Here is a 26108-nt window from a genome sequence, read left to right as displayed (position 1 = left end):
GCGCCAGCTACATTCGTCTTTCTATGCTCGCATTTAAAAAGTCAATTAAAGTAGTTTTATAAAAAGAATCAGAAAAAGTACTAATATCATTTTGCGCCATATTAATGTAGTGTCTAGCTTTTTCCATAGAAAGCTGAATGGCATTATGGTGATTAATATAGTGTAATGCTTGGTCAAAATTGTGTCTAGCTGAAGAAAAGCATTTTTCCCAGAATTTTTGCTCTGCTGGACTGCCCTTTTCGTATGCTATAATAGCAGGTAAGGTGACTTTACCTTCGAAAAAGTCTTTTCCGATTTGCTTTCCAGAAGTGCCTTGACTAGCAGTATAATCGAGCATATCATCAACTATTTGAAATGCCATACCAAAATTAAAACCAAAATTCTTTAGCCTCTCTGTTTCGTCATCTGTTGCACCAGATACTGTAGATGCAGCTTCACAGCATGCAGAAAATAAAGACGCTGTCTTTTCTCCAATGATATCAAAATAATTTTCCCTGATTGTGTGGGGGTCAAAACGTGTTGTCATCTGCTTTATTTCACCCTTCACAAGTAAATACGATGCTTTAGATAAAATAGAGAGAATATTTAAATTTCCACACTCTATAAGCCATCTAAATGCTAGTGTCAACAATAGATCACCAACTAAAATGCTTGATTTATTCCCCCAAATCTTATTCGCTGTTTTAACTCCATGGCGTGCCTCACTTTCATCGAGCACATCATCATGAAGTAAAGTAGCATTGTGTATAAACTCTACCGATGCAGCAACATTGATCCTATTCTCCCCAGAATAGTTTAGCATTTTACATATAATAAAAACTAGTTTAGGCCTTATTTTTTTTCCACCTGACCTAACAAGATGAGATATAATATCAGTAGCAAGCTTAGCATCTTCATCATTGACATTTTTGAAGACAAAGTCATTCATAGCTGACAAATCAGAAGATACAATATCGTCTAATTTATCGCTGTTTGTTATTAGCATTTTAAGAGACTTATGCCTCTTGCCCTTGTGCTTTCTCGTTCTCTACTTTCTTCTTTTCTGTTTTCTTTGGTTCTGTTTCTAAAGTTACTATGCCTTTTTTGATAAACCACAGTACTCTTTCAGTTGCCTGCGCGCCTACACTTAGCCAATGTTTTAATCTATCAGCTTTCACCACAACACGATTTTTATTGTCTTTTGGTAACATTGGATCATATTGTCCTATTTTCTCAATAAAACGCCCATCTCTTGGTGCTCGTGAATCAGCTACAACTATCCTATAAAAAGGGCGTTTCTTTGCGCCAAACCTTGCCAACCTTATTTTAACTGCCATGTTAACCTTTATTCATATATTAGCCACAATTTTATACAATGAGCCGTTTTAAGTCAAATGAATTATACAACTTTTGCACCTTATAATATAATTACCAATAATGTAGGGCAGCGCTGGGCGCACAGCTGTACGAACATTCATTTTTGAAATGCCAACTATTTTTTTTAACACACGCTCCAAAACACTTTTTTTACTTCCGTTTGGTTTTTCACTCCATTTTTTAAAATAATCATAACAATTGCACCATTTTGGAAACTCTTTTGGTAGCATTCTCCACTGACAATCTCTTTTCAGACACTCCACAAAATACATCATACAAATCAAGTTTTCTTGGTTCTGTTTTTTTTCTACAGGACTCTAGATCTGGTAATATAATTTCAAATCTTTCCCGACTTATGTCACCTGGGTATAAACTCCTCATATATCCTAATTTATATACATTATCTCTTAGTTTATTCCTTTCTTGAGATTATGTACAGGTTCTAAGAAGTCTACTGAATAACAGTAAGATTTTTCAATCCTGCTCCACAGCAAATTTTAATGCCATGTGAGTAGTTATGGTACTGTTAACAATCAAAATGACAAAAATTAAGATGGTGATTAGTAGTGTATAAATATTCAAGGATAAATTTTCAAATTGAGCTAGCATTTTAAAATACACAAAGGTTGGCATTATCATTGGCAAAACAAGAATTTGCGATACTCCTGATGCTAAGTTGTTTCGACCAATCATCAATGCATTTCCAGTAGCTGAAATATTAATGATTATCAGCGTATTAAATAATAAAGACACTCCAACTGCTATTGAGTGTTCAACACTATTGCCTAGAACTGCAAGGCTGAATATGGAAGAAATTACTGAAATCGGTAACCCAAATAATAACCAGTGAGCGAAAATTTTATAAGCAACTATAAGCCTAGAAGAGAGTGGCTGTACAAAGATTTGCTCTAATATTCCATCATGATAATCAGATGTAAACAAATTATTTGTAGAGATCTGCAAAACAAATGTAGCACATATCCATGTTAATGTTAACATAACTTCTTGTTTATTGTTGTTTTCAAGTGTAAATGAAGATAAACTTAACATTATGATAAAAATACATACTACATAGGTAAGGTTCTTATTATCTATTACTAATTTTTTTACTGAGCCAATCATACTAGGCTTTTAAATGTTTATTATAAATTATAGTGTTTACTTTGAGGTAGTATAATTTTTTGTTCATAAGTTATATAGGTTTTATTATTTTTTTGATAATGCAATTATGGAAAAGTTACCAAAAATAAAGTCACCAGAAGATTACACTCCTTCAGAAGATGAAGAATATATGAGCGTAAAACAACTGGAATACTTCAGCTTAAAGTTACAGTCAATACTTGCTGAGCTGGAGAAACAAGAACTAGAAGAGAATAGTATTGATACATACTATTCTGATGGAGATAGTGGAAACGAGGAATTAATCAAGCGTCGAAAAGATAGAAAAGAAAAAATTAAGGAGGCGTTAGAAAAAATAAAATTAGGCACTTATGGTTACTGCGATGGAACAGGAGAAGAAATAGGAGTCGAAAGACTTAAAGCTAATCCGCTTGCTATATATTGTATTGAAGAGCAAGAGAGAGTAGAAAAAGAAAAGAACGTGTACAACATTGACGATTAATTTACTGACCAAATCTTTTATAACAAACAACGTAGACATTCTACTATTAACTATTGCATTCCTGCACAATTTATTCTCATGACAAAAACGTCTTAACTTTCTCTCTACTTTTTCTGGGTAAGGTCAGACGGCATTCGAGTAGCGGACACTGAAACCAAGAAAGCTCTTGAGTAGCTGTATAATGAAAATTAGATTATAAAATCCTCTGACAGCACATTGACATCTTCTTGTGTTTTACCGTCATCCACAACTGTGTAATCAATATTACACTTATTGAGTCCACTTAATATCCTGTTGTGGAAATATTTTTCACCATAATCTTCCATAATAACGCTTATATAGTCAACACCATCAATATCAGAAAGTTTATTACATATTTTTGGATCTTTAACTGCATAGTGTTGTGTAAACTTACACTCACTGTTATCATCTTTACAAAAAGAAATTTTTCCTTTTTGTTTATTATCTGCAGTCATGATAAATCTGTTGCCTTCTTGATCTTTTGCTGAAAACTCATTACTACCCTTGTCTATGGAATATTGTTCCTTTGGAAATGTAAATGTTAAATGATATGTCATAATACTACCTTAATAAAAATCATTATTGTAGTATAGATTTATTAATAAATAATATACATTGTGGTATAATGAATACAAAATAGATTTAATGAACCTCAGTAGGGCTGCCAGTTGGGCCCATAAGAATTATTTGCTCGCCTTCTCTTAAGTGTCTGCATAAATTAGTGGAGCCGCCGATTTCCAGCACAATAGTGGAAATAATTCCTTTTTTTTTGTCTACTTCAGTGCCAGTCACAGCTATACCTTCCATAGCAAGGTTAGTTTTTCTGCTATTGGTTTCAAAATTTTGCAATCTAAAGAATTGCCCAGGCTTAAAATTCTTTGCCGCAAGTGGTGCTTTAATCACTATTTCTATCACTTTATCTGTTAAATATTGAACTTTTATGACTTTTGCAGTGAATTGCTCTTTGATTCTATTGAAGAATTCTTTGTTAGCCAGGTCTTCAACACTTGACCACGCATTTTTTTTCTGGCCCACAACATCACACACCGGAATGACAGAAACGAAGCTATTAACTCTATTCAAAAGCTGGGAAATAATAGGGTAGCCGTTCTTAGCACTTGCCATAGCTTTCACGACGCTACCGCTATACGAAGGGTGAAGATCACCAAAAAAGCTGATTGTTTTATTGCCTTGCTTATACACTAATATTCTATCTTTATTTTGCATTTTTGGAGAAAATATTGGATCTATTTCTTTTCCTGATGAATTCAAATGAGTAAAATACCCATTACTTAATTTAAAATGCTTTTTATCTTCTGTTGCAATAACCGTATTTGGCTCAGTACCTGCTGCTATAAAAATAGAACGTGCTTTTATACGTTTGATTTCGCCGGATTTTGTGTCTATTAGTTTTATTGATTCAGCATGGTTATATTTATCCGTCACAACTTCAACTGGCTCTAAGTTTTCAATAAAGTAAATCCCTTCTGATAATGCGTTTTGTACCTCTTCGCTATTTAATCGATAACTTGGTGAATCTTTTAGCTCTTTTCTATATATAACTTTCACTCCCCCGAGGCTCTGCATCAACTCTAATATTTTTATTTCTCTACTCTCTTTTTTTGCTAACTTTTGCTTTTCTCGGATCAATTGTGCGTGCGATATAAACTCATTCGCAATTTCGCGTTCTTCTTCTGTCCAATCTTTTTCAACACAGTCCTTTCCATACTTATCAACTAATATCTCATAACGAAGAAGAAATTTTTCTACTTGAATTGGATAATACGCTAAAGCTTCAGTGGCAGTGTCAATCGCAGTAAGCCCCGCACCTATGACAACTATCGGCATACGAACTTGCAGATTTGCTATAGAATCGAATTTAAGAGCGCCAGTCAGTTGTAACGACATCAGAAAATCAGATGCCATGCGTACTCCACGAGCTAGTATGTTTTTTATTTTGATCATTCGTGGCTTACCAGAGCCAAGTGCTAGGGCGATGTGATCAAAACCCAAGTTGAACGCGTCATCAGCATTAATCGTGCCACCAAAACGAATGCCTCCATAAAGTACGAAATTCTCACGTCTTTCCAGCAGTAATCTAATAATCTTTAAGTAATTCTTATCCCACCGAGAAGTAATACCATATTCTGCCACCCCACCAAACCCTCCTGCCATGCGTTCACTCAATTTTTCGTGTTTGAAATCTTTAATTAGCTGGAAATTATCGATCAAAGGCTCAATTTTTAGTCCATCAATGGCAATAACGTTATGCCCATCATTCAACAAATGATGAGCTAAATTAAAACCAGCAGGACCAAGGCCTACAACTAGAACGTTTTTTCCAGTGTTTCCTCTTGGCAATGAACGCTGAAAATTTAAAGGATTCCAACGGCTGAGCAGAGAATATATTTCAAATCCGTACGGTAAACTGAGCACATCATCCAGAATCCTTGTTTCAATTGCTGGCACATTTACGGGTTCTTGTTTTTGATATATGCACGAATTCATGCAGTCATTGCATATTCTGTGTCCAGTAGCCGCGCATAATGGGTTATCTATCATCACAATTGCAAGACTTGCTATGCTGTACCCTTCGCTTTTCACCAGATTCATTTCTGATATTTTCTGCTCTAGTGGGCAGCCGTGCAGTTCAACTCTAAGTGGAGACTTTTTGAAAGTATTGTCATCATTAATTAGCCCCTTTGAGCAGCTATCCTTACTTTGCTTATGACAAAATATGCAGTAGTGAGCATTATCTAGTGCTTTATTCAAACTCACCTTTTTGCTTGTTAGATCAAAACCGTATCGTCTTTTTACTTCATTTGAATACAGCACTTCAACTTTGTCCACTTCTTTTTTAGAAAATGGTATGAGGTTTTCGTGGTCAATTTTTTTATGTATGCTAAATAATATGCTCTGTTTATTTTTCACTCTCCACGCTGCATATTGTGCCGCAAGTTCTATTTCCTCTTTGTGATTTTCTTTATCTTCAAACCAATGCATCACCTGCTCAGCGAAATTTTTTTCTGTTGTTGGCAAAGTGAAAAAATGACTTAGTTTGTTAGTAATATCTATATTCGCCACATTAGTGTATTTCTTCAATGCATAGCGTTGGACAAATAACCTTTTGCATTTATATATTACAGCAAAGTCGTTGTGCTTTTTCTTTAGCTCTTCTATTTCTTTTTCAATATTGAAAAGTTTTGCAATAAATCCATCAAGTAAGTACGAAAGGTCTATAATGAGCTGGCTATCTGTCATCCAAGCAGCTGACCGTCCTTCTTGTTTTCTAGATCCCATTGTCAAGCACTGGGATGACGGGGGGTGAAACTGGGATGACATCGAAGAAGAAGCTGCTTTTTCTCTTGCTTCAATTAATGAACAAAACAAGCTCTCATCACATGATTTAATATAATTCAAAAATGTCTCATCTAATTTTATTAATCCATTGCGAGTATATAGATTCGAAAATGAGATTTTGAAATTCAGCTTCATTGCTATACTATAAAGTGTACATGCTGTTTCTTACAGATGAAGATTTTATTTATTTTGCAGTACTGCTGAGATTGTTGCTTCCGCAACTTTTTCTTCACTAACAGATGCAATACACCTAAATTTGTGTACACCTAAACACACACTTTGAATGTTAGCTTGAAGAATCAATGTGTCCCCTGGAGTAACTGGCTTTCTGAATTTTGCATTTTCAATGGATCTCAAGTAAACAACTTTATTTTCTATTGTTTCTTTACCAAGAACACATATAGCAGATGCTTGAGCTAGAGATTCAATTATCAAGACTCCGGGCATTATTGGATGACCAGGGAAATGACCAATAAAAAATGGCTCATTGAAAGTCACATTTTTGATTGCTTTTATACTTTTGCCAGGGTCGCATTCTATAACCCTATCTACTAAGAGAAACGGATAAGAATGTGGTAATATTTTTATAATATCACTGATATTAAATTGCATAATCCTACTCAATGCTTTGTAAAGCAAATTCAGGTATTTCCTTGTTTACATTTTTTAGTACCACATCTGATAAATCAACTTCGTCCATAGAGTATAAAACTTGGTTCTTTTTTGAAATAAATAGTACCAAATCTATGTTGTTTTTTTCTGCCGTTCTTTTAGCAACTTCTTTTATTTTATTAAAGACACTCTCTACTGCTTCTCTATAGCTTTCTTCTAAATGTAACATTTTTTTAGCGTAATTATCTCTAGTATTTACAGTATGCTTATTAAACTGTTCTGTCTTTTCTTTTTTTGCTTCTTCTGACAAAAGTTCAAATTCTTCTTTTGATGGCTTAAGTTTTTCTAACTCATTTTCAAATTCTTGTTGTAATCTAGAATTCTGCTCCTTTATTTGTTGTTGTATATTTTGCAGAGCAAGAGATTCATTGATGACTTTGTCACTATCAATAATGGCAGCCTTTGTGTTCTGAGGTTGATATCCTACAAACTTATACCCCACAAATAAGGAAATAATTAAGGCAATAACTGATATAAATAACTGTATATATTTCATTCAAATCCCCGCTTCAATAGAAAATTTAACATTTGGTGATGGTATTATATCATAAGATTCCTTTACTAAAGGAAACCCGAAATCCAATCTAAGTCTACCAAAAGGAGAAAGCATTGAAAAGCCAAAACCTGGTGACACTCTCATAAGCTTGCTATCATAGTATTTCCCTTCATACTTCTTATTTTTATCATCTAAGCCAAAAAGTGTCGCATAGTCAACAAATAGTGAGCCTTTGATACCAGCATAGTCATATAGTTTTGGTAGAGGAAAATCCACTTGCTGTGTTAGGTTAAAATAAGTTTTGCCTCCCAATGAGCTTTTATTTTTGTCTTCTGCTCTTGGTCCAATACCGGAAAGGTCAAACCCTCTAATCTCATTACCCCCTTTAAAAAAGTGCTGGCCAATGTTTAGATTTTCATCAGTATAAGAAAAAATATGACCTGCCGCCATCTTAAAGCGTAGCGTTATATCGTCGTCAATTTTGCTTAATATAGGGTGCGTATAAAAAGATAAGAATTCAGATTTTAGGAAATTCACGTTTCCTCCCAATCCTGAAATATCCTGACTTAAGCGCAGTAAATACCCTTCTTTTGGAGCATATAGATTATCCAGTTTATTATATGCCAACGTGTATCCCACTGATGAAATCTGATGTTTACCTTTTCGGTCCAGTATTATTTCAGAGATATCGGTGTCTTGTCCACCCTTATTATCCATGTGTATATGATTATACTTATAAGAATAGCGAAGGGAATTAGTTAAGTTCTCTGTGACTTTATATGATAACTTTGTAAAAAATCCCATATCGCAACTATCAAAAGTAGTGTTTGGCTTATCTTGTTTTTCGTAAAATACGTCTACACCTAGTGACGTATCAGAATCATTAAAATTATTTTCAACAAACTCTAAATCAGTAGAAAATACGTATTGACTTTTTTCGAGAGCAAAAGAGAGCTCTTTTCCAGTACCAAATAAATTACGGTCTTTGAGGTCAATTTTAATCAATGCTCCACCAGGAAGAGACACACCTCCTCCCAAATACAACGAAGTAGTGTTTTTTTCTTTAACATTTAAGTCAAGATTTACTGCATCGTCATTAACTGCGTAACTATTTACTTTCACTGTTTCAAAAAAATCACTACTCATTAGTTTTTTACGTGATTTTTGAATCTCAGATATATTGTACGCATCACCTTCTGCTACACTTAGCTTACTTCTGATCACTTTATCTAAAGTGCGATCGTTACCATCAATTGTAATTTGATTTATATAAATCTTTTTACCCGGCAGCACTCTGTAGGTTACATCTACAACGTTGTCACGTTGTGCATACTCTGGATTAACTTTTGCAAATATATATCCTTTTTCATTTAAATATTTGTTTATTTTTTCTACTGTATTATTAATTTTAACTCTATTAAATATCTTATCGTTTTCCTCTGTTATAAAATCCAATATTTCTTCTTTTAGGCTCAAATCCTGAATTTCAGTTTCAATATTAACCTCATTATTTCCAAACAAATACTGCTGTCCTTCGTCAATCAAAAAAGTTAACTCTGTTTGATTGTTATTATCAACCTCAACAATTGGTTGAATATTATTTTGAATATATCCTTTAGATGAATAAAAATGATCAAGCAATTCTGTGTTAATCAATAGATATTGCGGTGAATAATGATTTCCGCCTTTAAAAATGGCTCTAAATAATTTACTAAATATGTCATTACTATGTCTTTTGATAACTTGCTCTAGCTCATTTTCAGAAAAGTTTTTGTTGCCTATAAATCTTATATCCTTAATTTTAGAGGTTTTGCCTTCTTTTATTTTAAAAATTAGATTGACCCTATTGCCATCAAGCTTATTCAGGTCATATTCAATTTTAACACCAATCTTACCGTTATTTCTATAAGTAGTGACTAAATTCACTAAATCGTTTTGCAATTTTGTTTCAGTTAAAATAGTTAGCGACTTTGATTGAATCACATTATTTAGCAGCTCTTTGCTGTTAAATAACTTATTGCCTTTTAACACTACCTTGTTAATCAGTGGATTTTCTTGAATTTTTATTACTAAATTTTTTTTATCATCTATGTAAGCATTAACACTAGCAAATAGCTTTGTTTTATATAAACCTTTTATAATCGAATCTATATCATCGTCGTTTACATAATTACCAGGTTCCAATTTTATATAAAAACCTATTGTTTGATTGCTTACACGCTCATTACCAATATATTTGATATCTTTTATCTGCGTTTTTTCCTTATTTTCTAAAGCAACAAGTAGAGTAGGAAAAGAGATAAAAATTATCATTAGTATGTGGAATAGCTTTTTCATATGTATCTTAAAAAAGATGCCTAATATCATTTGAGATTGCAACTGCCATCAACAAAAACAATATGGAAGCACCAAAAGTAGCTGCATATTTTTGGTATTTCAAACTTAAATCTCGACGTATAACTGCTTCTATAATATAGTGAAATAAATGCCCACCATCTAGTAGCGGAATTGGTAGCAAGTTAATCGCAGCTAAATTAGCTGAAATAATTGCCATGAAATACAAAACCATAATAAATCCCTTTTTAGCTGACTGCCCTGAATATTTTGCAATTTTTATTGGTCCACCTATTTCACTTGCACTTCTCTTACCAACAATAATTTGAAAGATAGCTTTAATCGTTAAGCACATAGTGTGGTAAGTTTCACTTACTGATAAGCTCACAGCCCCAAGAAAAGACGACTGCTTTAATGTATTGACTGAAATAATCCCTATAGTTTCTCTTTCTATTGTGTTGCCAAAAACGTCTTTGTCCTTGATTATTAATGGAGTTAAACTGGTCCTGTGCTTCTCATTATTTCTGCTATACTCAATCTCCATTCTTGTTTTAGGATTCGACATTATCACACGCGAAATATCTTCAAAGTATTTTATTTTATACTCATTGATTTGTGTAATAGTGTCACCTGGCAACAAACCAGCTTGCTTAGCTGCGCTGCCTTCGATTACATTTCCAATCACCGATGGAGTGCGATAATAACCTGCTATGCTAAAAAATATTGTAAAAGCTATAACAGCAAATACCATGTTTGCAAAAGGCCCTGCAAAAACTACTGCTGCTTTTTTATGCCGCGGTTTTGTATGAAATGAATACAATTTTTCTTCTTCCGTTAATTCTTGTTGATCAGCTGGGACACTCGCTGCATTAGTATCTCCTAGCATTTTAACATAACCACCCAATGGAACAGCGTTTAATTTCCATCTAGTTCCAGACTTATCATTAAAACCAAAAATTTCAGGGCCAAAGCCTATAGAAAAAGATTCAACTTTAACTTTGCATGCTTTGGCAACAACATAATGCCCATATTCATGCACGAATACTATGACAGAAATTATTAAAGAAAATGATAAAAAATAATATATTCCATCGCTAAATTGATGGATAAGATTAGAAATTAATTCCACCTGTATATTTAGATCTTAACAAAATGTTAAGTATATTAAAACGCGCCTCGCTTGACAAGTATTTAGTTTAACTTTTAAATTAAAAAAAGTTTAATTGTAATGACAGATACCTCACTACTCAGAAGAAAATTGATGTATAGAAGTTGGCATAGGGGTTGCAAAGAAACCGATATACTTTTAGGGCATTTCGCATTGAAATATCTTGATAAATTTTCCTTAAGCGAACTAATCGAATACGAAAAAATAGTTGATCTTGATGATTACGAATTATATTGTTACATAACTCGTAAGACAAACCTCCCTCCTGGCTTGAATAGTCAGATAGTCAATTTAATTGCTTGCTTTATTGAAGCTAATCCTTTATGCACTCAAGATTAGTGATAATCTTATTTACCTTATCTAGTACCTCAGTATATTCTATTCTTTTCTCGTTTCTATACTTTTCGCGCTCTTGATTTACTTCATCTAATCGCTTTGTTAATTCTAAAATTTTATCCTCAAGAATTAGTGCTGCAAGTAAGAAATTTAATGCATCCGAACCCTTACCTCCAGTTTTTTGAGATACAGAACTAACTAACTTGTCAAAACTATTAGCAAGGCGTAATAAATGGTTCCCCTTCCCACTTTCGCAAGATATTTTATATGTGTTATTACGTATAACTATTTCTACTACTTGCATATGGTGCTAAAAATTTCTATCGTACAGTATAAACTCAAACCCCTACTTTCATCTTATTTATGGTATAAGTTTTTATTCATTTATCAAGTCAGACAATTTTTTACTGCTACGAAAATATGTTTTAAAGTATTGATTCTTTGTAAACTTCTGTAACATTAAATGGCTTGCTTCTTTCAAGTTATAACTTCTAACTGAAAAAGAACCAAATCCCCTAATTTCGACTCTATTATGATGTTTCAATGTGTTTGAAAGTATCCCAAAAAATCTATCAACTATAGCTGCTATAATAATCTTATCTAAAAAAGGATGTCTTTTTGCTACCCTCGCTATTATATCAGATTTTGTTGCCATTTATATGAAGCCAAAATAAGTAAACCTTATCACTTAGCAGATAATACTATGTTATATTCTTCAACACCCAATACTTCAACTTCTATTTTTTCTGATATAGAGAACTTTTTATTTTCCGGTAAATGCTCTTGATCTATTAGAAGGGTTACATCGTTCTCAACTTCAACGACTAGTCCATTATCTTCTTTCTTACCTACAGTAACCTGTATTTTATCGCCTACCTCAACTTTCTTTATTAGTTCTTCAAGAGGGTCATACTCTATTTGTTTTATGCCAAGATAAATTCTTGCCCGATTCACGTTAGCCCTTATTACTTTTGCTTCTATTTTATCACCTACATTATATTTCTTTATCTCATCTGAGCTATTTTTAGACCAACTTAGATCTTTCACATAGATTGTCCCTTCTACGTTCTCATCTATTTCAGAATCATTGAAAGCAACAGATATATATGAGCCGGTATTATTCTTAACCTCACCAGAAATAATAGAACCAGGAGGATACTTATTAACACATACTTGCCAAGGATTATCTATACACCTTTTCATGCTTAAACTCATCCTATTCTTAGCAATGTCAATACTGAGAATTTTTACATGTACTTCTTGTCCCCTTGTTACGAGACTACTAACTGGCAAACTGCTCTTAACCCAAGTTATTTCCGATGAGTGTACTAAACCTTCAATCCCAGGTCTAAGCTCAACAAACAATCCATAATCTTCTATACTTGTTACATGACCCTTATGCACACTATCAACCGGATATTTTGACTCTGCATCTTGCCAAGGGCTATCTTCTAGCTGCTTTACACCTAAGGAAACTTTCGCATTTTCCTTATCTATTTTTATAATTTTAACTTTTATAGCCTGGCCATAAGCAAAAACTGCAGATGGATGACTTACCCTACTCCAAGAGATATCTGTAATATGTAGTAATCCATCTATAACTCCCACTGCATCTGATTCATGAATACCGACAAATACACCGTAATGAGTGATGCTTTTTATTTTCCCTTCTATTATATCGCCTTCATTTAAAGATTCTAAAAATTTAATTTTTTCACCAGCGTGCAATTTTTCTAACACCAGCTTTCTTGATACTACAATATTGCCCTGCTTCTTATCCATTTTAAGCACGATGAACTTTTGTTCAGTTTCAACAAGGTGCCTAGCGTCTTTTACTTGCTTCAAATCCACATGACTTAGCGGTAAAAAGGCACTTATTCCGTCACCAAGATCAACAATAAAGCCACATTTAATTGAGCGTTTAATAACTCCACTTACTTCAGCCTTTGTAACTGTATATTCTTCCAACTTATTCCATTTCTCATCTCTAATTGCTTTTTCACGGCTAAGAACAACATTACCATGATAATCTTCAATTCTTTCCACATAAACTTTAATTTTAGAACCAATAACAACCTCATCATTACACCCAAGCTCCTTGATCAGAATTCTCCCATCAGACTTTAAACCAATATCAACCACAACGTCATTAGGGTTTATTCTTGTAATTACACCTTCTACCACATCTCCTTCTTTAATTTTATTAATAAAAGAATCCTCAAATAAGACATTATCCTGATCCTCAAATTGACCTTGAAATATCTCTTCTATAAACTTGTTTGATGATAGCTTTCTGATAGTAACCGGTAGATTTACAACTGGATTATTATTATTCATACCTTTAACTTAAACTTTATTAGAATTCATATATTATATAATATTAACAATTATTGACAAGTAATTTTTCATTAACTCATTTCGAGAATTGTTTAAGCTATATAAAATATAGCGAGAAAATTATATATGTATCAAGAATATGCTATTTAAGGATAGTAAGTGGATTAGGTCGTTTTCCAGAAGGTCCAGATTAAAACCGGATGTTGATGAAATATTGGAAAGATATTCTATCCAAAATAGTAGACTTCTTTCAAAATTCATGTATGGAGCTCAAAATTGTGAATTGCAGCAATCAAATTAAACCTTAAACCAAAACGTTTTCGTCGGTTTCTATACCTGTCCGAGATGATTTTAAACCTTTTCAATAAGCCAATTACGTTTTCAACAATTGCCCTTTGGCTCATAAGTGCCCTGTTCTCTTTTTTTTGTTCTTTGCTTAACGGATTCTTTTTCATTTTCCTGTGCGGTAATACAACATTTTTGTGTATCTTCTGCATTCCCCTGTAGCCGGCATCAGCTAAGATTTTGGTGTCCGGTAATATTGCTACCTTTGATTCTCTAAACATCCGAAAATCGTGTTTTCTACCATTCGAGAAAGATGTGCATATGACTTTTTTACTCTTCTTCTCTGTTACTATTTGTGTTTTTATAGTATGCCTTTTTTTCTTTCCAGAGTAGAAGGGCTTTTGCTTTTTTTTGGTCTCTCTACTGGCGTTTCAGTTCCGTCTATTACTAAAACTTCATATTCTACATCACTCTTTAATAGCTCTTTTTTTCCTGGTAATGCAAAATCTGGATGTTTTATTAATATGTCTTCTACCTATCTTATTATTTTAAAACTGTTACTTTCACTCATGCCATAGCTTTGCCCAATATGAAAATATGTACGATATTCTCTTATATATTCCAGTGCCATAAGTAGCCTGTCTTCTATGCAAAGTTTACTTTTTCTTCCACTTCTAGCTTTTTTTCTTTTATCCTCCACTTCTAGAATTTCTACCATTCGCTCAAATGTTGCTTTTTTTACCCCTGTTAAACGTCGAAACTTTTCTCCTTCTAACTTTTCTATTTCCTTATATTTCATGCTTTCAAATACTTCATCTTACACTCCCTCTAACAATTTTGAAAGAAGTCTAATGCTTTTTGCATACGATTAATATGTATAGCTGCAGTTCTAATCAGGCTTTCTCGTTGTCTAATGTAACTGCGTAACACACAGATTTGATCATCTGGCCTGAATGATCCTTGAAGTAGCCCATAGCTATGTAATTGTTGCAACCATTGGCAATCTTGGACGTCTGATTTTCTACCAGGAACATTTTTTACATGTCGTGCATTCACCAATATTACGTCAAATCCATAAGACTCTAGTACCTGAAACGGAGGAATCCAGTATACTCCTGTTGATTCCATAGATACTGTTTTGATTCCACATTCTTTCAACCATTTTGCTAAATTATGCAGATCTTCTGTAAAACACCCAAACTTTTGAATTCTTTGCTTACTCCTTCCTTCAGGTACACATGCATAATGTACTTCCGAACCAATATCAATTCCTGCTGCATCAGGATTAATCATTTTTAACTCACCTTTCATTTTTTTCTTTTTTACTTTTTTCATGTTAATTTCCTCTTTATAATTTATAATAGAGAAGTGCTTCAGCTTGGAACGGTTAAATAATACACTCTTCTAATCGGGGTTATATACCACCAATGGTTCAACCGTTCCTATCCAAAACCATGCTAACGCACGGGCACTTAAAGCACCATTGACTTAGTGGATCATAACTGCAAAAGCACTCCTGAAAAATTATATCCAAAAACTTCCAGGTGTATAAATGATTATGATAATGAAGTTTCTTTTTTTGGTATAACACACACCGTGGGTCGGAGCTAACATGAAACAATTTCATGGAACGGAGTAACATTATAGATGCTCTTATTCTTTAAGCAGGGAGCCACCCGTATGCACCTATAATGAGGGATTGTCTAAGAACCTGTTCATAATCTTTTGAGGAACAAAGCAGTGAAAGCAAGAACTACCATTTGCAAGCTGGTGTTGAGTTTACGCTCGCAATTTTTCCATAACCGTCTACATTTTTCCAACCAAGCAAAAGAACGCTCTACAACCCATCTTTTTGGCAATACAGCAAAGGTATGTAATTCACTGCGTTTTATTACCTCAACAGTTGCACCAATAGTTGCTTTTATTTGTGTTGCAAAATTCTCTCCCGTATAGCCTGCATCAACCAGTACATTTTTAACTCCCGAGAGGTTTTCTTTTGCATTTTCTACCATTCTCACAGCACTGCTACGGTCAGTTATCTCTGCTGTTGTTACATAAATTGCATGTGGCAAACCTTGCGTATCTACTGCAATATGGCGTTTTATTCCTGAAATCTTTTTGCCTGCATCGTAGCCTTTTTCTTCAGCAGTATCTGCATTTTTTACACTCTGTGCATCAATTATGCAGAAGCTGGTTTTTTCTTTCCGACCATTGTTTTGTCGGACTACGCCAACTATTTTTTTTTAACACCAGCTCCAGAACACTTTCTTTATTTGCATCTGGTTTTTCACTCCACTTCTTAAAATAGTCGTAACAATTGCGCCATTTTGGAAACTCTTTTGGTAGCATTCTCCACTGACAAACGCTTTTCAGAACGTATAACACTCCACAAAATACATCATACAAATCAAGTTTTCTTGGTTTTGTTTTTTTTCTACAGGACTCTAGATCTGGTAATATAATCTCAAATCTTTCCCGACTTATATTACTTGGGTATAAACTCCTCATATATCCTAACTTATATACATTATCTCTTAGTTTATTCCTTTCTTGAGATCATGTACAGGTTCTAAGAAGCCAAGGCCTAAAGTAATGTTTAGGATATGCTGACGTGGACACTGTAATTTGGAAGGTAAAGTTGTGAGTAGTGGTTAATATGTTATGAGCCAACATTAAGTGTTAGGTATGAATGAATAGGACTTCTCTAGTAATATAGAGAATGCTGTATTTAAGCTATAAAAACAAATTTACCAAGCTTTGAAATGTTAATTACATGGAGAAGTATGTATGACAAACACCAAGTTAGAGAGAAGCCGGATGTGGTGAAAGTCACAAGTCCGGTTTTGAAGTCGAGTGGGGAGAGGTGACTTTCTCCACTTAGATAACTATGCTGCACACTAGAATAACAGAAAGCAGAAACCTTACTTAATTGGTTTAAAGTGATTCGTACCCCTTCTCTTTTGAAGAAAAACACTCAACTATAGGTGATATAATATATTCATTCACTTTTTCAGCAGCAAATATTATAGCCATGGTTGCAAATAACCCTGCTATCGGTGCTATCACTCCTATTGTTGCACCTGCTAAAGCTGCAGAGCCCATTCCAAGCATTGCGCCAGGAAAAATAGCAGTTGCGGCTGCAGCAAGGCCAACTCCAATTGCAGCGCTTGCAAGTGTCCCAATAACAAAAAGGAGTGTATTTTCTTTATTGTCTTTTTCAATAGGATCCTTTGTGCAAAATTTACATAGCAAAGCTACTGCACAGAAAGCTGCAATCAATGCTGGAGTTATGGAGCCAACAATTCCACCTATAACCAAAGTGATAAAGCTGTAAAACTCAATCCCAGACCTGTAAATGCACCTATTACCGATGCTGCGCCACAAAGCATTAAAAGACTTTTAGTGCCGTCATCCATATAACCTCCCTAATTAATTTGATATATTACCATTTGTTCATATCTCCGTCAAGCAGAAAATTTTAGTGGGGCGAGCGACCAGGATCGAACTGGCGACATTCAGTACCACAAACTGACGCTCTACCAACTGAGCTACGCCCGCCAAGATATAAAATTTCTAACATAAGAGCGCAAATAGTCAATTGATTATTTAACTCTCCTTTTGCAGAGGGTTTTAAGTTTAGCCAATAAATATTTTCATTGATACTTTTACCATTATAGTTAATCGTATTGACACTAATGAAGTAGTGGTATGTTTAAAAGTATTTTCACATTTAGTTTTTTTACGGCTATTTCAAGGATCTCAGGGTTAATAAGAGATGTATTGATTGCTACGGTTATTGGTGCAAACTCTCTTGCAGACATATTTTTTTCTTCGTTTCGCTTTGCCAATCTATTTCGAGCATTTTTTGCAGAAGGAGCGTTCACTACCTCATTCATACCGTTATATTCGACAGAATCATATGATAATAAAAAGGCATTTAATTTTGCAAGTAGTGTAATATCCATTACGTTTATTATCTTAGTAATTTTTTGCCTTATTATGCAAACTTTCTCCCCTTATATGATTCAAATTTTTGCTCCTGGATTTGACCAAAGTAAGTTTACCCTTACTGTTACTTTATCAAGAATTATGATGCCCTACATAATCTTTGTTTCAATTGCATCACTTATTGGTGGAATGCTGCAAGTAAAGCAGCATTTTGCTTCAACAGCTATTGCACCAATCGTTTTGAATCTCTGTTTAATCATCAGTTTGTTTGTGCCTTACGTAAAAACTCCAGCGCACAACCTTTCTATAGCTGTTCTTATAGGAGGAATTTTCCAGCTACTTTTGATACTATTTAGTGCATACAAGTTAAAGGCAGCTTTTTCTTTTAGCCTTGAATTAAGCAATGAAGTAAGGTTGTTTTTTAAGCGTGTGGTACCTGCAATTATCAATAATTGTGTAACTCAAATAAGCTTATGGATTGATACAATCATGGCGAGTTTTATACCAAATGCGGTGTCCTATATATATTATGCCGATAGACTAAATCAACTACCGCAGGGAATAATCGTTACTGCAATTGGTACAGTGCTTCTTCCTCTAATTTCAAAACAGGTGAATAATACTGAAAATATAGTCAAAATACAGAACAAGGCTCTCAACATAGGATTAATGTTAATTATGCCAACAACTGCTGCCTTTATCATTATTCCCGACATAATTTTACTTACGCTTTTTTCTTACGGCCGGTTTGATCATTATGCAGTGCAGCAAACTGTTCCCACTTTAATAGCATTTTCTCTTTCTTTACCTGCATTTATTATAAATAAAGTATTGCTACCTACATTTTTTGCTAAAGGCAATCTGAAAATACCAACCATATTTTCGCTAATGTGTCTTGGAATTAATGTAGTGCTAAACCTTTTGTTAATGAACGAGTATCAGCATACGGGGATTGCTATTGCTACTTCCGTTTCCACTTGGATAAACTCCATTCTATTAATTAGTTATTTAACAACAAATAAGATGTATAAGGTTAGCCAAGCGTTATTGTTAAATATCATGAAAATTTTTGTAGCAACGGTAGTCATGTCAATAGCCCTCTATATTTTTAATTCTTTGTTGGCAGGATTATTTTTTGATAAAATGTTGGCTCGTATTGTTTATTTAGCGACTTTAATAGCTTTGAGTGTTATTGTATATTTTGGTATTCTTTACCTAACTTTTAGAGGAAGTTTGAAAACATGTATAAATGTAATCTGAAGGTACAACAAATGGTGTCATCCCAGTGCTTGACACTGGGATCCAGATATAAAAGTATTTACAAATTGTGCAATAGACAACAGATTCTAGGAGCATACGCTGAAATAATGCCCATGATGAAAATAAGATGGATCCCAGTGTCACGCACTGGGATGACAGGAAAAAGGTGAACTGGGATGACAAGATGAAAGGATGCTGGAATGAGAGGTCTACTATGAGACTTTCTTTATATGCCATATTATCAATCTCGCTGCTATTAATTCTTATGCACGTTACTGCAACTTTTAAGGATTGGAGTGGCTACAAGGGATATATTATAAAAGAGCTGGAGAGGACGTATGATGCTGAAGTGCGTATTGGGGGAAAAATTAAAGTTTCGTTGATTACCCCAAAGCTCACTATTTATAATGTATATGTACAATACAACGAAAATAAAGAGCAAAAGTTGTCAGATTTAATTAGTGTAAGAAAAATTGAAATAAGGCCATCGCTCCTATCGTTGTTTTTATTTTCGTTGCAACCAAAGTCAATCACATTGTTTGGCATGAAAAGCAATAAAGAAAATTTAATTAATATTATAAATACAAAAGCCAGTGGTAACACAATCGATATAGTAATAAAAGACAGCCAAGTAAGTTTTAAGAGTGATTTCGCTGATGTTGTTAACATAAAGGAGGTTGCTGTAAAAAAAAATAGGCAATTCTCTGGTAAAGTAAAGGTAGGTGATAATAATTACGATTTTTCAGGAAAGGTTAATATCACAAAAAGGAATGTACACATTAGTGTTGAATCAAATTTTGTAAATTTGCTATTTACAGGTAATAGAAATCAAGAAGAACTCCAGGGTAATTTAACACTAACGATTAATAATAGTTTCGGTTCTGTGAGTGATTTAGCAAAAATCATTAATCTTAGCTTTCTCTCTTGTGTTATTCCTAGCGAAAATATCAAGATATCATCCAATATAAGTCTTAATGAAAGTGAGTTTACGGCAACTGACTTAAAAATTGATTCCAAAAGCATGCAAGCCAGTGGTACAATACAAAGCGATAGAAAAAGTGATCATACTAATCTCAATATTAGCTTCAGTAAAGTTGATTTAGATTCCATACAAAATGATTCACAAAGAACAACGAATATGAAAGACCTTCTGGAATGTTTTAGAGAAGTTGTGCCAAAGAACTTGAGCTTAAATTTTAATATAGAAGCTTCTAACATTCAATATCAAAACAAAATATTGGATAATTTCCGTGCTGTACTAAAATCCACTGATGGCAAAGTAAAAGTTAATACGCTTCTTAAATTTCCTGGAATCAATAATATATCTTACTTATCAGGAGAGATCTCAAACAATAATGTCCTATCTGAATTCAACGGTGATTTATTAGTCGAAGGAAATGATTTTGAGTCATTCATTTCATGTTTTTTCCCTTCTATAAAGATGAAAGAAAACCAGAAAAATCAATTTACACTAAGTTCTAAATTGTACCTTGCACCAAGAATATTATCTATCTCAGACATTAGACTGCTAAATAATAAGGAATCCTTGCAAGGATCAATTAAGATGAATTACGCAAAAAAACGTAGTGTGATCGATGGTGAATTTAGCATGCATAATCTTGATGCAGATAAATATGATCATTCATTATTTAGCAGTTTACCTAAAATGCAATGGCTGAAAATTTTTCAGTATGATGCAAACATAAAGGCCAGTGTTAATAACCTTACATTGAACGCTACGAAAATTAAAAATTTGGATTTTTTGCTAAAAATGGAAAAAGGTAAGCTAGTTGCAGATAAAATAAAACTATCTGGAGAAGATTTCAATATTACCGGTAATGCAAAAATATTAGCAGATCAAAAATACGCCAAACCTTTATTAGATGTTAACCTTACGGGCAGTAAATTTAATGGAAAAATTATTACATTACCAAATTTAGTAGAGACGAAAAGAAATTCAAGAAATGAGATAGATCAAATTCAATGGTCAACAAAGCAGCTTGATTTTTTGGATGACAAAGAAGGCTTTGATGCAAATGTGCAAATCAATACTGCAGAATTTAAAACCGAGCAGAATGTTTTGAAAGATTTTAATTTGGATGCGGTAATGAGAAACAACACTATCACTATCAGGCAGGCGAGTTACGTATTAGAACACGGGCAAGTGTTTTTTCAGGGTTATTTAAGATCAGACTCAATAAATACAAGGTTTTCTATTGTAAATTTGGACACTAAAAAGATTGGTAAGGTTATAGGAATTGACAATGTAAATGGTCAGGTAAGCTTAAATGGTGAAATCAAAACTCAAGGAAAAAGTTTTCATGATTGGGCTAGTAACTTATCAGGAGATGTAAATTTACAAGCGCAGGGAATAGAATTTACTAATGTGGATTTTAATTCATTTATCACTAATTTGTTAAGCAGTAAGAATAAATCTGAAATTTCCACACTTGCTTATGTTGATATATATAACGGTAAAACATCTTTTGAAAATATTAGCGGAAAAGCAAGTATTAAGAGTGGTATATGTTCAACTAGTTTACAATTCGGGATTGATCAAGCATCAGGGTCAATCTCTTCTAATTTAACCTTATCTAACTTCGCTTTAGCTTCTATATTCAGGTTCTTTTTCATTCCACCAGGTTATAGTGATCCAATCTATATCGATATGCATTTGGATGGCCCTATTTGGTGTCCTAAGATGAGTTTTGATGTAGACCAAATCTTCACCGCTCTGGTTGGCAAGAAAAATAGTTGATTTACTTAGGCGTACGGTTTAGGAGACAATGAACTCATCTGAACGGGTACAAACTTAACCTAACTCATCACCACCTGGCAGTGGTGGCAAGCCAAAAGCTTCTCTTTTTTCATTGAGCGTCATGAAGCTTGCATTTTCTACGTATTTCCACAACTTTTGTCTCTTTTCCATGAGAATTTCTATTGCATCTTTGTCATACGACAAGCACAGATCTTCACCAAATCTTGGTATCAGCCAAGAATTCAGGTGACAGATAATATTTTCTAGCGTTGGTAAAACCGTCTGCTCCCAAAGGGACAGGCGTGCTTCGACTAAATTGCTATAAGTGTTATCACCTGGTATGCCAAGCAACTGCGGCGGAACGCCAAAAGCCAAGGCAATATCACGAGCTGAACTGTGTTTGGACTCAATAAAATCCATATCCCTCGGCGAAAGACTCATCTCCTTCCACTCCAAGCCTCCTTCAAGCAATATCGGTCTTCCAGCATTGACAGGACCTGAATAATGATCATTTATTTGCTCTTTTAAGCGTTGGTACTGCTCTTGACTTAAACTTCCACCACTTCCATCTTTTGCTGATTTTACAACTATTGCACCACTTGGTCTTGCTCCGTTTTGCAACATCGCTTGATTCCAAGCACCCGCCTGATTATGCTGATCTATGCTATATGCAGCTGCCTCAATTGGTGATAGCCCATACCAATCATTCAAAGGGTTAAAGGTCTTTAGGTGCAACACTGCTGAACATCCAGTTAGTTTATCAACTTTAAAGTCATAACTATTGTTATTTATGGCATAACGATAGATATAAGGAACGTTATTTCTCCCTGGAACAATTTCAACCCTATCGGGGCGCAGAAGATAAAGCTCCGTTGGTGGTTTTCTATTGTTTTGCGATTCAACCATCAATATATAAGAATTGCCGTTAACTAACCGATAAGTTACAATCCCCTCAATAAATTCCGATTTTGATGTCATTGGGTTAGGAGAATAAAGTAATTTCAGTAATGGATGGGCTTTTAGTTGCGATTTTCCCTGGTCAGTAAGCTGGCAGAGAGTAAGAGGTACCGAAGATGCAGCATTTGCAATCATATTGATTGCTCGAAAGGCAATAACATTTTTTATGTAACCTTCCTCAGCAAAACTTACATAATCACGCTTACTCCAACTTGGCTCCATCATTAGCTGCAAAGCAGAATATTTAGTAAATACTGCGCTTTTTTTTCTTTGAAAGATGTTGAAATTCATATGTGCCTCATGAAAGATGTTTAAAAGTTAAAAGTGTTTTAGATTCTGTAGTTAAACTAAGACATAGATCCCAGTGTCACGCACTGGGATGACGGAAGGAAAGCACTTGGGTGACAGGAAAAGAACGAACTGCTATACTAAAAAAAAAGAAATTGAACATGACAGAATGGCTAATATCTAATCAGCTTATTGATTATAACTGTGCCGTAAAATCTATGGAAGAGAAAATTCAACAAATTCACAATAATTCAGCAGACGAATTAGTATGGCTACTCCAGCACCCTCCACTTTACACTGCAGGAATCAGTGCAACAGCTGATGATATTGTTGAAAAACTATTTCCCATATATAAAACAGGAAGGGGTGGTAAACACACATATCATGGTCCAGGACAGCGCATCATATATTTAATGTTAAACCTTAAAAAAAGAAACAAATGCGATATAAAGCTATATATTAGAGATCTAAGTAAGTGGATCATAAATGTTTTAAAGCAATTTAATATACTTGGAGAGTTTAGAGAAGATAGAATAGGCATTTGGGTAAACCATAACGGAGTAGAAAAAAAAATTGCAGCTTTTGGTATCCGTTTAAGAAAATGGGTAACTTATCATGGCATAGCGCTTAATGTCTCCCCCAACCTCTCTCACTATAAGGGCATTATTCCTTGTGGACTGCAAGATTATGGCGTCACGTCAATGGAAGAACTAGGAGTGAAAGTTCCACTCTCTGAATTGGATGATATACTAAAAAAAGAGTTTTATAAGATATTTTAATGATTGTTTACCTTTTATATTTCATTCTCACTTTATGTGCTAACACAGGTATTCATGCAATCGACCAAGTTGATATTATTGCTCCTTCTTCGAAGGGAAAAGAATTAGATCTGACTACTATAAAAGAATATGTAGAAGCTTTGGATTTTAATCCCCATATTTCGGAGAAAATATATAGTAATGATAATCCATTTTATTCCAACTCTGATGAATTCAGAGCAAATGATTTGATTAGTGCACTAACCGGTGATAGTAAAATAATCTGGTGTATCAGAGGAGGAGAAGGGGCTTCTCGGTTAATTCCCTATCTAGAAAAGTTACCCAATAATAAAAAAGAAAGGATTGCTCAAAACAAAAAAATCCTCATAGGCTATAGCGATATAACTGCCTTGCACATCTATCTACAAGCTAAATATAATTGGCAAACTCTTCACGGCACCATGTTGGAAATGATAGTAAATAACTCCGTTTCTGAAAGCTCTGTTGAAAAATTGAAAGAGTTAATTCTTAACAAGCAGGATTCTATCAGCTTTGATAAGCTAAAGATGATAAATAATGGCATTATACTAAAAGATGGCAGATTAAAGTCTAAAATCATCGGTGGTAATATGACTCTAGTTGAAAATAGTATAGGAACTGCTTGGCAAATAAATGCGAAAGGTAAAATTCTATTTTTAGAGGACATAAGAGTCTACCCATACGCAATAGAGCGCAGTTTAGATCACTTAAAGCAAGCTAATATTTTCGATGGAGTACATGCAGTAATCTTTGGGGATTTCATTAACTGTTATAATGATAATCTTGTTGAAGTTGTAAAAGAAAGGTTTGCAAAAAGTGTTAACTTTCCTGTATTTACAATGAAAGGGGTAGGCCATGGACATACAAATGACCCTTTACCTCTTAACACTCACGCTATTATTAGCGTTCAAGATGAAAAAGAAGGTTTGTTTTTTATGGATGTGCAGAATGTTAGCTAATCTTATAGCTAACGCGAGCTCTACGTCATATCAACTATGTTTTTTAAAAATTTTTTATTTGCGCAATTGCAGCTTCATATGGGCAATAAAAACCCGTTTGTCATAGAAATAGAATTGTATATCAAACAGCCACTACCTGCTTAAGCCAATGAATATGTGCTTTAAGTCTGTGTGAACGTACTTATTCACAAACCCATTTCAGTGACTGCTGTGTAAATCAATTGCTTCTTTAAGTCTTGCATTAGCAATTACTATAATTTTTCGCATTAGAGCTTACCATTTTCTTCTTACCACTTTCAACAAGCTTGGAATAAAAGGTACCAAGTGCAGATTTGAGCAGCCATTGCAGCCGTAAAGAGCTTTATTACTTCTACCACCTGTTATTCTTCGATAACCAACAGCTTTACCACTTTCCTTAGGGTGAGCCTGCAAGACTTGCTACTTCTTTTCTGCTTAAGTAACCAAGCTCTGGCATTAAACACAGAAAATCTTGTGATAACTTTGCCAGGAACTGTTTTAAGGATTTTTTGACGTTGTTGTAATTCACGGCTTTCGTCAATAATCTTTTGTATAGTATTATTGAGTTCGTTTATTTGACTATCGAAAAACTCGATGGTCTTTTGACAGCTTTCTTTTATATGCCGGTGCTTCCAGTCTACATTTTTCCTGAACTCTCATTTGCGTAACGACGTTGGCAACCAAGGTTGATTGCTTTTCAGAAGTAGGGAGAGAGAGTTCTATGGCGCATATTGAGCAAGAGCCCTTGCATCTGATTTATCGGACTTTGCTAAAGTTCCGTGTGACAAGATGAAGCTTTTTACTTTACGAGTATTAGCTCGATGCACGGCAATATTTTTGTCAATAAGAAAATGTGATAAGCCAATTTCCTGTATTTTCTAAAGTTACTAAAGAATTAGGTAGAATGTCTGAAAACTTTTTAAACAATTGTTGCCAACCAGAAGCATTATTGTCACATTCGACAGCATTTTTCTGTTCGTGAATTGCAACAACATTTTTAAATTTTCCGATGTCAATGCCAATAAAATTTTGATAGCATGATAACCTCGATAGTTTATTGATTTAAGATTGTAAACGGGTGCATACATATGTCCCATGCAACTATTCAAACGTATCGAGGGATGGGGCTAGTGTACC

At 34.1% G+C, this 26108-nt stretch carries 24 protein-coding genes, 1 tRNA gene and 4 pseudogenes; 8 read left to right on the top strand and 21 right to left on the bottom strand.

Going from position 1 to position 26108, the window contains the following annotated elements:
* Positions 1 to 7: 7 nt before the first annotated feature.
* From AABM58_RS01825 to AABM58_RS01810, 5 genes are all read right to left on the bottom strand, one after another.
* Entirely contained in the window at positions 8 to 985 is a 978-nt protein-coding gene (locus AABM58_RS01825) for a polyprenyl synthetase family protein (protein ID WP_338406142.1), read from the bottom strand.
* A gap of 10 nt (positions 986 to 995) precedes the next feature.
* Entirely contained in the window at positions 996 to 1316 is a 321-nt protein-coding gene (gene rpsP, locus AABM58_RS01820) for a 30S ribosomal protein S16 (RefSeq protein WP_006279266.1), read from the bottom strand.
* 48 nt (positions 1317 to 1364) lie between these two features.
* Positions 1365 to 1586 (bottom strand): hypothetical protein, encoded by a 222-nt coding sequence (locus AABM58_RS07845; RefSeq protein ID WP_410529770.1) that lies wholly within the window; start codon positions 1584 to 1586, stop codon positions 1365 to 1367.
* Complete coding sequence (locus tag AABM58_RS01815; RefSeq protein WP_410529787.1) at positions 1546 to 1737, bottom strand: hypothetical protein; 192 nt, start codon at positions 1735 to 1737, stop codon at positions 1546 to 1548. Before AABM58_RS01815 ends, AABM58_RS07845 begins: the two co-directional genes overlap by 41 nt.
* Positions 1738 to 1830: 93 nt before the next feature.
* Complete coding sequence (locus AABM58_RS01810) at positions 1831 to 2478, bottom strand: heme exporter protein CcmB (protein WP_338406141.1); 648 nt, start codon at positions 2476 to 2478, stop codon at positions 1831 to 1833.
* Between the two features lie 106 nt (positions 2479 to 2584).
* On the opposite strand from AABM58_RS01810, the gene AABM58_RS01805 reads away from it, so the two are divergent.
* Positions 2585 to 2977: a TraR/DksA family transcriptional regulator gene (locus AABM58_RS01805; RefSeq protein ID WP_213863234.1), complete on the top strand. Its 393-nt coding sequence runs from the start codon at positions 2585 to 2587 to the stop codon at positions 2975 to 2977.
* Positions 2978 to 3165: 188 nt separating this feature from the next.
* Here the strand turns inward: AABM58_RS01805 and AABM58_RS01800 are convergent, their stop codons facing one another.
* The 6 genes from AABM58_RS01800 to rseP form a co-directional block, all read right to left on the bottom strand.
* Entirely contained in the window at positions 3166 to 3555 is a 390-nt protein-coding gene (locus tag AABM58_RS01800; protein ID WP_338406140.1) for a hypothetical protein, read from the bottom strand.
* A gap of 85 nt (positions 3556 to 3640) precedes the next feature.
* Complete coding sequence (locus AABM58_RS01795) at positions 3641 to 6493, bottom strand: FAD-dependent oxidoreductase (RefSeq protein ID WP_338406139.1); 2853 nt, start codon at positions 6491 to 6493, stop codon at positions 3641 to 3643.
* A gap of 45 nt (positions 6494 to 6538) precedes the next feature.
* Positions 6539 to 6970: a 3-hydroxyacyl-ACP dehydratase FabZ gene (gene fabZ / locus AABM58_RS01790; protein WP_006279640.1), complete on the bottom strand. Its 432-nt coding sequence runs from the start codon at positions 6968 to 6970 to the stop codon at positions 6539 to 6541.
* Between the two features lie 4 nt (positions 6971 to 6974).
* Positions 6975 to 7526 carry an OmpH family outer membrane protein gene (locus AABM58_RS01785; protein ID WP_338406138.1) on the bottom strand — a complete coding sequence of 184 codons (552 nt, stop codon included), beginning with the start codon at positions 7524 to 7526 and terminating at the stop codon, positions 6975 to 6977.
* On the bottom strand, positions 7527 to 9863 hold the full coding sequence (bamA, locus tag AABM58_RS01780) for an outer membrane protein assembly factor BamA (protein WP_338406137.1): 2337 nt from the start codon (positions 9861 to 9863) through the stop codon (positions 7527 to 7529).
* Positions 9864 to 9870: 7 nt separating this feature from the next.
* Entirely contained in the window at positions 9871 to 10989 is a 1119-nt protein-coding gene (rseP, locus tag AABM58_RS01775) for an RIP metalloprotease RseP (RefSeq protein ID WP_338406136.1), read from the bottom strand.
* 99 nt (positions 10990 to 11088) lie between these two features.
* Between rseP and AABM58_RS01770 the strand changes: the two genes are divergently transcribed.
* Entirely contained in the window at positions 11089 to 11367 is a 279-nt protein-coding gene (locus AABM58_RS01770) for an FAD assembly factor SdhE (RefSeq protein ID WP_182158663.1), read from the top strand.
* On the opposite strand, the gene AABM58_RS01765 is transcribed toward AABM58_RS01770, so the two are convergent.
* The 3 genes from AABM58_RS01765 to AABM58_RS01755 form a co-directional block, all read right to left on the bottom strand.
* Complete coding sequence (locus tag AABM58_RS01765; protein ID WP_010082086.1) at positions 11342 to 11668, bottom strand: cell division protein ZapA; 327 nt, start codon at positions 11666 to 11668, stop codon at positions 11342 to 11344. The two genes, AABM58_RS01770 and AABM58_RS01765, sit on opposite strands and share 26 nt — an antisense overlap.
* A gap of 72 nt (positions 11669 to 11740) precedes the next feature.
* On the bottom strand, positions 11741 to 12019 hold the full coding sequence (locus AABM58_RS01760) for an HU family DNA-binding protein (RefSeq protein ID WP_064125112.1): 279 nt from the start codon (positions 12017 to 12019) through the stop codon (positions 11741 to 11743).
* A gap of 29 nt (positions 12020 to 12048) precedes the next feature.
* The gene (locus AABM58_RS01755) at positions 12049 to 13701 is read right to left on the bottom strand and encodes a 30S ribosomal protein S1 (protein ID WP_338406135.1); all 1653 of its coding nucleotides are present in this window, start codon (positions 13699 to 13701) and stop codon (positions 12049 to 12051) included.
* A 139-nt stretch (positions 13702 to 13840) separates the two neighbouring features.
* Here AABM58_RS01755 and AABM58_RS01750 point away from each other — a divergent pair.
* Positions 13841 to 13945: pseudogene (locus AABM58_RS01750) on the top strand (tRNA (guanosine(46)-N7)-methyltransferase TrmB); the annotation flags it as partial.
* A gap of 13 nt (positions 13946 to 13958) precedes the next feature.
* Here the strand turns inward: AABM58_RS01750 and AABM58_RS01745 are convergent.
* The 5 genes and pseudogenes from AABM58_RS01745 to AABM58_RS01725 all read right to left on the bottom strand — a co-directional run bounded on the left by AABM58_RS01745 (position 13959) and on the right by AABM58_RS01725 (position 17544).
* A pseudogene (locus tag AABM58_RS01745) lies at positions 13959 to 14785 on the bottom strand (IS5 family transposase).
* 50 nt (positions 14786 to 14835) lie between these two features.
* Positions 14836 to 15297: pseudogene (locus AABM58_RS01740) on the bottom strand (IS110 family RNA-guided transposase); the annotation flags it as partial.
* A gap of 404 nt (positions 15298 to 15701) precedes the next feature.
* Positions 15702 to 16494 (bottom strand): IS5 family transposase gene (locus AABM58_RS01735; RefSeq protein ID WP_338405927.1). Its coding sequence is split into 2 segments (ribosomal slippage): positions 15702 to 16229 and positions 16231 to 16494, totalling 792 coding nucleotides; the frame shifts between segments, so codons are not numbered across the junction.
* A 426-nt stretch (positions 16495 to 16920) separates the two neighbouring features.
* Entirely contained in the window at positions 16921 to 17370 is a 450-nt protein-coding gene (locus AABM58_RS01730) for a hypothetical protein (RefSeq protein ID WP_338406134.1), read from the bottom strand.
* 98 nt (positions 17371 to 17468) lie between these two features.
* A tRNA-His gene (locus tag AABM58_RS01725) sits at positions 17469 to 17544 on the bottom strand.
* Between the two features lie 150 nt (positions 17545 to 17694).
* Between AABM58_RS01725 and murJ the strand changes: the two genes are divergently transcribed.
* From murJ to AABM58_RS01710, 3 genes are read left to right on the top strand one after another with little or no spacing between them, the layout of a single operon-like run.
* The gene (gene murJ, locus AABM58_RS01720; protein ID WP_338406133.1) at positions 17695 to 19194 is read left to right on the top strand and encodes a murein biosynthesis integral membrane protein MurJ; all 1500 of its coding nucleotides are present in this window, start codon (positions 17695 to 17697) and stop codon (positions 19192 to 19194) included.
* Positions 19176 to 19364: a hypothetical protein gene (locus tag AABM58_RS01715; RefSeq protein ID WP_253303538.1), complete on the top strand. Its 189-nt coding sequence runs from the start codon at positions 19176 to 19178 to the stop codon at positions 19362 to 19364. The genes murJ and AABM58_RS01715 overlap by 19 nt, the downstream gene beginning before the upstream one ends.
* A gap of 44 nt (positions 19365 to 19408) precedes the next feature.
* Entirely contained in the window at positions 19409 to 21952 is a 2544-nt protein-coding gene (locus tag AABM58_RS01710; protein WP_338406877.1) for an AsmA family protein, read from the top strand.
* A 54-nt stretch (positions 21953 to 22006) separates the two neighbouring features.
* Here the strand turns inward: AABM58_RS01710 and AABM58_RS01705 are convergent, their stop codons facing one another.
* The gene (locus tag AABM58_RS01705; protein ID WP_338406132.1) at positions 22007 to 23200 is read right to left on the bottom strand and encodes a phage portal protein; all 1194 of its coding nucleotides are present in this window, start codon (positions 23198 to 23200) and stop codon (positions 22007 to 22009) included.
* A gap of 134 nt (positions 23201 to 23334) precedes the next feature.
* Between AABM58_RS01705 and lipB the strand changes: the two genes are divergently transcribed.
* Positions 23335 to 23976: a lipoyl(octanoyl) transferase LipB gene (gene lipB / locus AABM58_RS01700; protein WP_338406876.1), complete on the top strand. Its 642-nt coding sequence runs from the start codon at positions 23335 to 23337 to the stop codon at positions 23974 to 23976.
* Positions 23976 to 24953, top strand: a complete 978-nt coding sequence (locus tag AABM58_RS01695; protein WP_338406131.1) for an LD-carboxypeptidase — start codon at positions 23976 to 23978, stop codon at positions 24951 to 24953. Before lipB ends, AABM58_RS01695 begins: the two co-directional genes overlap by 1 nt.
* A gap of 198 nt (positions 24954 to 25151) precedes the next feature.
* On the opposite strand, the pseudogene AABM58_RS01690 reads toward AABM58_RS01695, so the two are convergent.
* Positions 25152 to 26033, bottom strand: a pseudogene (locus tag AABM58_RS01690) (IS110 family transposase).
* Between the last annotated feature and the right edge of the window lie 75 nt (positions 26034 to 26108).

The sequence above is a fragment of the Wolbachia endosymbiont (group A) of Longitarsus flavicornis genome (assembly GCF_963931955.1).
In the GTDB taxonomy this organism is placed as follows: domain Bacteria; phylum Pseudomonadota; class Alphaproteobacteria; order Rickettsiales; family Anaplasmataceae; genus Wolbachia.
This window is presented reverse-complemented; position numbering and strand designations above follow the sequence as displayed.